We start from the raw sequence: 8,443 nt of genomic DNA, 5'->3' as shown, positions 1-8,443 counted from the left end.
TGGACCACCTGGAATGCCCAGAGTGTGACGGTGAGTCCCGGCGAGCTTCGAGGCATGCCCCGGAGGCACCCGCTTGGGATCGGCGGTGAGGGAGGTGATGACCGGCGCAGCATCCATCAACAGCACCGGGGTATCGCGGTCGGTCTGTTCCCGATAGCCGGTAACCCGCTTCTCGACGATGAAGGTGGTGGTGCTGCCCGGCGGGTTGAGGGTTTGCACGCCGGAGAGCACGAAGCGCACGCTCTCGTTGGCCCGGAGGATCGCCTCGGTCTGGGGGAAGAGCGCCCAGTAGGGGCCGAGAGCCGACGAGGTCATGGGCGAGACCCACCAGTTGGGGTTGTCCGGCGCCGGCGAGAGGGTGAACGCCGCCGCCAGCTCGCGGGTCGCCAGCCGGCCCGACTCCGGTCCCCAGGGGAAGTACACGTAAAGCCGGTCCAGCCGCGGTCCGGTGTAGCTCTGCTCAGCCCCGGGAAGCGGATCCTCGGGGGTCAAGCGGGCGACATTCTCCATCTCCACCACCGGTGCCGCATCGGGGTTCTGGATGTGGATCTCCAGGGTGTTGAGGGTCGGCAGGCTGGGATCCACCGTCACCGCCACTTGGGCCTGGGAGCTCAGCTTGGGGTTGGCCAGCAAATAGAGCAGCTGCAGCCGGGAATCCGAGGTCATTTGTCTCTCCCGTCCACGAAGGCGTCGCTGAGCTTCAGCCAGCCGTCGTTGATGCGGTAGGGCGCCTGCGGGAAGCGGGCGATGCTGTCCTGGCCCTGGATTTCCTGAGGCGGGCTCCAGACGGTGACGTTGGGCTGGGTGACCCAGGACCAGCTACCGTGGATATCCGCCGGAAGGGGCACCTGGAAGGCGCCCTGCTCCGCCAGCACCGGGCCGACGCGGAAGGTCAGGTCGATGGCGGCAAGGGCCTGGGAGACGCCGGCGGTGGGCAGGTCGCGCTCGATCTGCGGCACGAAGTCGGCGAGAACGTGGATGGGCGCCCGCGGGTCCGCCACCATGGTGACGTAGGTGGGCTCCGCCGCCGGGTTGGCGGTGAGCCGCACCCGTTGCTGGTACCGGACGTAGTCGGAACGCTCCACCGGCGCCTCTAACAGCTTGGAGTTGAAGCGCTGGTAGTCGTCGCCGAGAAAGTAGCCCACCACTCCGTCCCGCTGCTGCCGGACGTCGCCGATCTGCACCGGCAGCTCGACGTCGAGGAATCCGTCGGTGACGAACTGGCTGGTGTCGTAGAAATGTTTCAGGGCATCCCAGCTCTCGTTGTAGTCCGGCAATCCCTCGAGCTCCACCTTCATCGCCATGCGCACCAGCGCCATGGGCCGCCCCACCAGCACCGGCAGGTTGCCGTAGTTGGCGGCGCTGCCGGTGAGCACGATGGTGGAGAGGGTGCGGTTGAGCACCACGATGAAATCGCTCAAGGCGCGCTCACCGACGCCGCCGAAGTGCAGCAGGCCGTTGATGAAGCTCTTGAGGTGAGGGTTGAGGTTGGGGTCGTCCAGGGACGGCTGGGCCCCCACCGCGGTGGTGGTGCCCGGCGTCTCCACCCAGCGCACCGCCGAGCCGTCGCCGCCGAGGGCACCGTCCAAGAGCTGCAAGGCCCCCAACGAGCCCCCGGCCTCGTCGTAGACCATCAGCGAGCTGTCGAAGTAGTTGGGCACGATCCAACCGATGAGGGGCGAGGTGGCGGGATCGGAGGTGGTGATCACCTGGTCGTCCCGGGAGTCGATCCACTCGATGCTCAGACGGCTCGGCTGAACCACCCGTGGGGTCAGCTGGATGAGGCTGGGATGGCCCTCGGTGATCAAGGGCTTGGAGAGCACCGGATCATATTGCTGACCTTCGTCTACCAGGCGCTGACTCTGTCCGAAGGCTCCCACCACCCACAGGCGCACGATCTTGCAGTGGCCGGCGCGCAGCGGGGAGTAGCCGTTGTCCGGCAGCGGCGAGAATTCATTCTGCTGGTCGATGCCCTGGGTCACCTGCCGGCCGAGATTCTCGTTGAAGAAGTCCACCACCGGCATCTGGAGGGTCTCCCGGCGCATCACCAGGCTGTTGCTGAAACCGCTCAAGCTTTGGGACAGCACCTCGAGATTCTTCAGTTCCTCGTAGATCGCCATCAGCTCTTCCCTATAGGGCGAGTCGGGGTGATCCTCGATGTACTCGAGCAGCCGCTGCGCCAGGTTCTCCGGCGTGTTGGGGGTGAGCACCGTGCGGCCGCTGTAGCGGAATTTGGGGTCTCCGGGGTCCCCCGGCTGGAATTGGGTGTTCCACGCGTAGTCGGTCTCGGTGAACATCCACTTTTCGTTGCAGCTGGGTCCGGAGGTGTCGCAGATCTTGAGCTCTCCGGGCATCCGCGCAGAAGCGTTCCAGAACACGTCCCATTGCACATAGATGGGGGCCCAGGGCTGAGCCCAAGGATCCACCGCCAGCTTGTAGGGATAGACCCCGGTGAGCCCCGCCGCCAGCGCCAGCCGCTGGGGCCTCAAGACCGGATGGAGGGCTCGGAGGTCGCGGTAGAGATAGCCATTGAAGGGAGCGGTCTGGATCTGCTCGATGCTCTGGGCCACCGCCGCGATCTGCTGCTCGTTGGGGTCGTCCACCCCCGCCAACCCCCAGGCGGAGAGGGACATGAGGCGGTCCATCGTGGTGTCCAAGAGCAGCGTCTCGATGAACAAGGCCTGGACGTCGGCGGGGATCGCCGGCCCCGACGGGAACTGGCCGTAGTAGACCTGCAGCTGAGTCTCGGTGATGGTCTGGCTCTCGTGGCCCGGCACCGGGGTGGTGAGGCCGCTGACGGTCTGGCCGGTGATGCGGCAGGGCAGGCTCTGGCCTTCCGCCAGGGCTTCGTCCTCGCCGTGGGCAAAGGAGCGCTGGACGCCGTCGCCGGCGAAAAGCACCACCGGATCGTTGCCCTGCCAGTAGCCGGCGGCGGGGGCCAGGACCACCTGGTAGGCGGGCATCAGCTGGGCCACCTGCTGCTGCAGATTGTTGGCGGCGGCATCCCGTTGCTGCTCGGTGGTGGCGAGCTGCCCTTGAGCATCGCGCACCTGCTCCTCGAGGCGCTCGATGACCTCGATGATCTGCTGGGTGGTGATGCCGTTGCTGGCGACCCCCTGGTTGCTGGCGGCGCGCAGTCGGCGGTCCAGCTCCTCCCGAGGCAGGATCAGGGCCGTGCCCTCGAAGCGGGTGAAGATCTCGTCCACCACCCGGGAGACGTCCTCCCCCTTGGCCAGCAGCGGCGAGAAGTCCAGCAGCGCCTTGCGGAACCACGCCGAATACAGCTCCCATTGCAGACTCTGGAGCTGGTTCTCCTCGGCGGTGAGCTGGCGCTGCAGGTTGTTGACCGCGGTGAGGGCCTGCCCCACCGGGGCCGGGAAGGGCTCGCCGCTGGAGTCGTCGTCCCGCTCCTCGGCCCGCTGGCTGTCCCGCAGCTGCACCTGGAAGATGGCGCCGGCGGGCCGCCGGCCGAAGGTGTGGTCGTGGAGGATCTGCTCCAGCTTGACCACGCCGTCGGGCTGCTGGAGCACGTCCAGAGCGTCGTAGATGAAGGCTTCGAAGAGCTCCTCGATGCCGATTCCGTCTGGGGTCACGGTGTGCCCATCCTCCGCCAGCTCCCGGGCCACCAGCGCCGAGATGGCCTCCGCCGAAGTGTTGCCGACGGCGATCTCCGGGGTGCCCTCGGGGATGCCGCTGGGATAGTCGGCGTCCGCGCCCTGCCAGTCCACCGCATAGACCATGCCCTGGCACAGGATGTCCGTGGGCAGCGCCGGATCCTCCTCCGGCCCGGCCTCGGCGGATTCCCCTTCGATGGGCGCATCGCACACCGACCCGGCGGGGAATCCTCCCGGATCCTCTTGCAGACACCAGCGCAGCTCCGCCATGCGTTCTTCCCAAACCGCGGCGGTGTTGGCACCGAAGAGGGGGTTCTCCGCCGGGTCGGCATACCAACCGGCGACCATGTAAGTGACCTTGCCGCCCTGGGGCAGCTCCCGCAGGTCGTCGTAGAAGCCGAAGACGCTGCGGCTGTTGGGATAGGCGGCGGAGAAGACCGGGTCGCCGGGGCCTAGGGCGGTGAGGTTGGACTCCGACTCCGGCGGATTGCCGCCGTCCCAGATGGAGTAAGGGTAGGCGCGGCCGATGTACCTCCACAGAGGCCAGTTGCTGTTTTCGTACGGCTCATCGAGGTTCTGCGGCCAGGAGACGGCGGAATAGCCGAGCACCTGGATATCGGCCTCCCGGGGCACCAGGGAGTAGTAGAAAGTGCCGTTCTTCAGATACCAGACCTGGGCTTCGCGGTTGAAGCTGAGGCTGGCGGTGGAAGCGATGGTCAGACCCAGATCCTGCTCCAGGGCCTGCCGTAGCGGCGCCGAGATGGGACCGTTCTTGAGCTCCGGCTCCAGATCCTTGCTGATGGGGCCTTCCACCACCCGCCCGTATTGGTTCTTGCTCAGCTCGTCGCTGACCACCACCCAGCTCTTCAAACCGACGGTCTTGCCCTCGTCATCAGCGTGACTGCGCAGCACGAACCAGCGGTTGGGGGCCTGGGGATAGCGGATCTCGTCGCTGGAACCGATGGCCACCGTCGGCGGCTCCTCGTAGCCCGCGCCGGGGGCGGTGACGGTGATGGCGGTGACCTCGCCGGAGGCGGAGACCTGGGCCTCGGCGCGGGCTCCGGTGCCGCCGCCGCCGCTGAAGGTGACGAAGGGCGGATCCGCGGGATCGTAGCCGAAGGAAGGCTGGAGCACCTCGATGCTGCCCACCCCACCGCCGTCGAGGATCGCCCGGGCCGCCGCCTGCCCCTGAACGCCGTGGGTCAGGGCATCCGGCAGCGCCCAGCGCAGATGCGCTCCGGCGGGCATCTCGACGGCGGTCTGGAACGGCTGGGGCTCGAGCTCGGTGCCCAGGGTGAGACCGAACTCCAGGAGCCCGAAGTTGGGGGTGACGTTGGACCACGTGGTGGCCTCGCGGTTGGCCCCGATGAGCAGGGCCTCCACCGCCATGGGCACCAGCAGCCGCGGAGCGTCGTCGGTGGCCCCGGACAAGGAATGGGGCGAAGAATCGGCACCAAAAGAATGACCTGCGCTCACGAGGGATCCTCCTCACGGGAGTCGAATAAGAAGCGATTGAGGGCTGCCCGATCCTCCGCCAGCTGCTCGGCGACGGGTTTGCGCCGGGCTGGCTGGCCGGTGTCAGCTTTGGAGGAAGCTTCGGAAGCAGCTTCGGAAGAATCAGTGGCGCGGAAGATGTGCTGGCTGGCGCCCTCGACCATTTGGAGGGCGAAATGAGCGCTGGTGAAGGCCTCTTCCGAACCTTCCCAGGCGGGGGGCGAGAGCCCCTTGAGCTTGCTCACCATGCTCTTGCGCAGCTGGTTGATCTCCACCACCCGGGTACTGGCGGAGCGCAGCGGCACCGGCACCTCGGCGCCGTCGATGAACTCCCCCACCGTGTAGCCACCGATGCCCAGGCCGCGCAGCTGCTTGGAATAGCTGTCGGCCTGCAGCTGGGCGGTTGGGGCCCCGTCGGCGTCTTCGCCCAGGGAGAGAATGGCGCCGTAGGTGATGCCCTCCTTGGGCTCGTGGATCTGGACGCAGCCGAAGGGACCGGCAAAGAGGCAGAGGAGCACGTCCGGCGACAGCCGGCTCATGCGGATCAACTCCACCTCGGCGCCGCTGCATTGGGTGTTGGGGCCGCTGCCGCTGGCCGCCGCGGTGGCCCGCACCTCCAGCCCCGGCCAGCCGGAGACCAGCGCCGAGCGCAGCAGAAAGCCGCTGTAATTCGTCTCCGCCTCCGGCACCGCCTGCGCCGGCCGCCGCAGCCGGCGGCGGCGGTGGTTGATCATCGGGTGCTCCGACCGGCGCACCAGCACCGGCCCCACCGCGGCGTCGTGCTGCTGGTCCATGTCGGTGAGCCGCCCCAAGCTCAACGCACCGTCACAAAGGGCGTCGACCCAATTCTGGTCGAGGGTGAAAAAGCGGATGGACTCCGGCGGCAGCATGGCGTTGTCCGGCACCAGGTAAGGAAAAGGGATCCCCTCCAGGCGGCGCAGCCGGCCGATGAATTCCTCCACCAGGTGCTGGGGATCGTCTCCCTGCCCTTCGGTAGGCCTCAAGAGGGCCCGCCAGTGGGCCGGCCGGGCCACCAGCTCGGAGATATGACGAAAGAGCTCGGCGCTCGGAACTAGGGTCGGCATCAGCGCTTTCCTCCTCGGTGAATCTTCGCCAGCAGAGCGTCCAAGACCTCGTCCGGGGGCTGCTCCAAGACCTCCAGTACTTCGGACCGTTCGAGCAGCCCCGGCAGGCTGGGGCGGCGCCGTTCGAGGCCCGAGGGATCCGCCGGCGCACCCAGCAGCGGCGGACGATCCTCCCCGGCGGGCGGCACCAGCCGCGGCCCCAGGACCTGGCCCCAGGCCTTCATCCAAGCGCGGTCGAAGACCTGCCGCCCCAGGAGCTCCTGGAAGTCCTCCGGCAGCGGCAGCCGGAAGCTCAGCCGATGCATCAAGAAGCTCCGGGAGGCGAGGGTCATGAGGGCGTTCTGATGATCGTCCCGCAGCCGGGCGATGGCCGCGGCGAACTCGCCGTCCTGCAGTCCCAGCAGCCGCCCCACCTGCCAGGCCGCGGCGTAGCTGACGTCGAAGAGGCCGGTGGCGGGGTCGAAGCGCAGCGCCGCGTCGCCGTTGGCGTAAGAGTCCGGAGTGTTCTTGGGCATAGTGAGGGGCAGCATGGGGCCGCGGTACCAGCTGACGTTGGGCTCGCCCTGGCGGGTGGTGTGATTGAGGGCGGTGTAGCCCATGCTGAAGGCGCTCGCCACCTGATTGCTCGTAATCTGGTTATGGGCTCCGGTGCCGGGAAGCTGCAGCCGGTCGACGGAGAGGCCCGCGGTGAGCTGGTCGAAGGTCTGGTCGTCGTCGACGTTCTCGAAGGTCCAGGACAGCAGCACCACGAAGCGCACCGCATCGTATTTCGCCGGATCGACCTGGTTGGGAAAGAAGATGTCGGTCTCCTCGGTGCCATACCCCTCCATGGAGACCAGGAATTGCGTGTTGCTCTGGCCGTTGGCGGGGAATCGGTTGGCGACCACCGCCGAGAACCAGCCGGTCTCGGTGGTGGCGGTGAGCTCCTTGTTCATCACGCTCACCAACCGGGCTCCGGCGGTGTAGATCAGATCCTCCCGGCTCGGCACCAGCTGGTTGATCAGGGCCGTGGGGACGTCCACCACCATCAGCTGGGAGTCCAGGTCTTCGCCGGTCTCGAAGGCGAGGTGGGGCCCCAACACCCGCGCCGGCGGGTTGAGCAATTGGGTGACGGTGACGGTCTGGATGGCGATGGGATTCTGGGGATCGGCGTTGATCTCCGATGCGTCGAGGCTCAACAGCCACAGCCACGGCACGAAAGGTTTGTCCTGGGGGAGCGAGCCGTCGACGGTGCGCTCCCAGGGCAGGCTGCGGCGATCGAAGACCAGGTGCGGCAGGTACTTTTGGAAGTGCCCGCGATTGCCCGGCGGCGGGAACATGGAGTGCACCAGCGCCGGATCGAGGGTGAAGCGCGGGCCGTTGACGGTGAAGTCGTACTCGCTGTGGATGGCGTCGGCGGAACCGCCGTCCCAGGCCAGGGTCTCGTCCAGCGCGAGGCGGAAGTCCCCCGCCGGCAGCGGCGGCGGAGCGGCGTCCACGAAGACGATCTCCAGATCCTCCGCCTGCACCCACTGGCTGTGCTTGAGAGAAGGATCCCGCAGCAATCCGGAGCCCGCCGGCGCTGCCGGGGAGTCTTCCGTAGCCTCCTGGGAAGCCGGCTTCGAGGACGCTTCGCCAGCGTCCTCCTGCTGCGCCGGAGAGGAGAAGGAAGGCACGTCCAGCTCCTTGGTGTCCTCTTGATCCAACGAGGTGTCGAGCTCACTCATGGTCCACCAAACCTCCCAGGGGTACGAGGGTGGGAGCCGCCAGGAAGACCTGGTCGGCGGTCTCCGCCAGCAGGCTGGTGTCCACGTCCACGTAGGTGGGCAGACCGGCGGCGGCCAGCTCCGCCAGCAGCTGCTGACGGGTCTGGAGCACTTCGGGATTGCTCAATGCGTTCATTTCGGCGGTGATGACCTCCCGCGGAGTGCATTGGGGCACATTGCAATATTGGGGTTGGGTGGGGGGCTGAACGTTGCCCCATTGGAAGTCGCTGACGCCGGGACGGGCGAATTGGAGATTCTCGATGGGCACCGGCAGAGTGACGTCGTAATCGTAGGGCTTGGGCCGTAGCCGCAGCCCCACCACCACGTCGGGAATCACCGTGTCGGAGGACAGCTCGTTCACCGGATCCGGGTTCCACATGGCCCGGGGCACGCTGGCGGTGAGGCCCACCACCTCGTAGAGGGAGGCAGTGACCTCGTCCGCCAGGCGCTCGTAGACCGGTGCCAATCCTGCCTCGGCGGTGTTCTTGCTCAGGGTCAAGCGGTG

General features: G+C 67.4%; 5 protein-coding genes. All 5 read right to left on the bottom strand.

Features of this window, described 5'->3' with window-relative positions:
• Positions 1-666, bottom strand: a 666-nt coding sequence (locus tag SX243_24060; protein ID MDY7096062.1) for a hypothetical protein, incomplete at its 3' end; no start/stop codon positions are given.
• On the bottom strand, positions 663-5,090 hold the full coding sequence (locus tag SX243_24055) for a hypothetical protein (protein MDY7096061.1): 4,428 nt from the start codon (positions 5,088-5,090) through the stop codon (positions 663-665). The genes SX243_24055 and SX243_24060, both read right to left, overlap by 4 nt.
• Positions 5,087-6,193, bottom strand: a complete 1,107-nt coding sequence (locus tag SX243_24050) for a hypothetical protein (protein ID MDY7096060.1) — start codon at positions 6,191-6,193, stop codon at positions 5,087-5,089. The genes SX243_24055 and SX243_24050 overlap by 4 nt, the downstream gene beginning before the upstream one ends.
• Positions 6,193-7,899, bottom strand: coding sequence for a hypothetical protein (locus SX243_24045; protein MDY7096059.1), 1,707 nt, complete (start codon positions 7,897-7,899; stop codon positions 6,193-6,195). The genes SX243_24050 and SX243_24045 overlap by 1 nt, the downstream gene beginning before the upstream one ends.
• Positions 7,892-8,443: hypothetical protein (locus SX243_24040; GenBank protein ID MDY7096058.1), on the bottom strand; the 552-nt coding region annotated here is incomplete at its 5' end. The genes SX243_24040 and SX243_24045, both read right to left, overlap by 8 nt.

The organism is Acidobacteriota bacterium (assembly GCA_034211275.1).
Lineage (GTDB): Bacteria > Acidobacteriota > Thermoanaerobaculia > Multivoradales > JAHZIX01 > JAGQSE01.
The sequence above is the reverse complement of the archived record's forward strand: the minus strand, read 5'-3'. Positions and strand labels throughout refer to the sequence as shown.

What these genes read in the sequence shown, in the direction of transcription:
- SX243_24050 (MDY7096060.1), bottom strand. Translation starts at nt 6,193, where the DNA reads ATGCCGACCCTAGTTCCGAGCGCCGAGCTCTTTCGTCATATCTCCGAG.
- SX243_24045 (MDY7096059.1), bottom strand. Translation starts at nt 7,899, where the DNA reads ATGAGTGAGCTCGACACCTCGTTGGATCAAGAGGACACCAAGGAGCTG.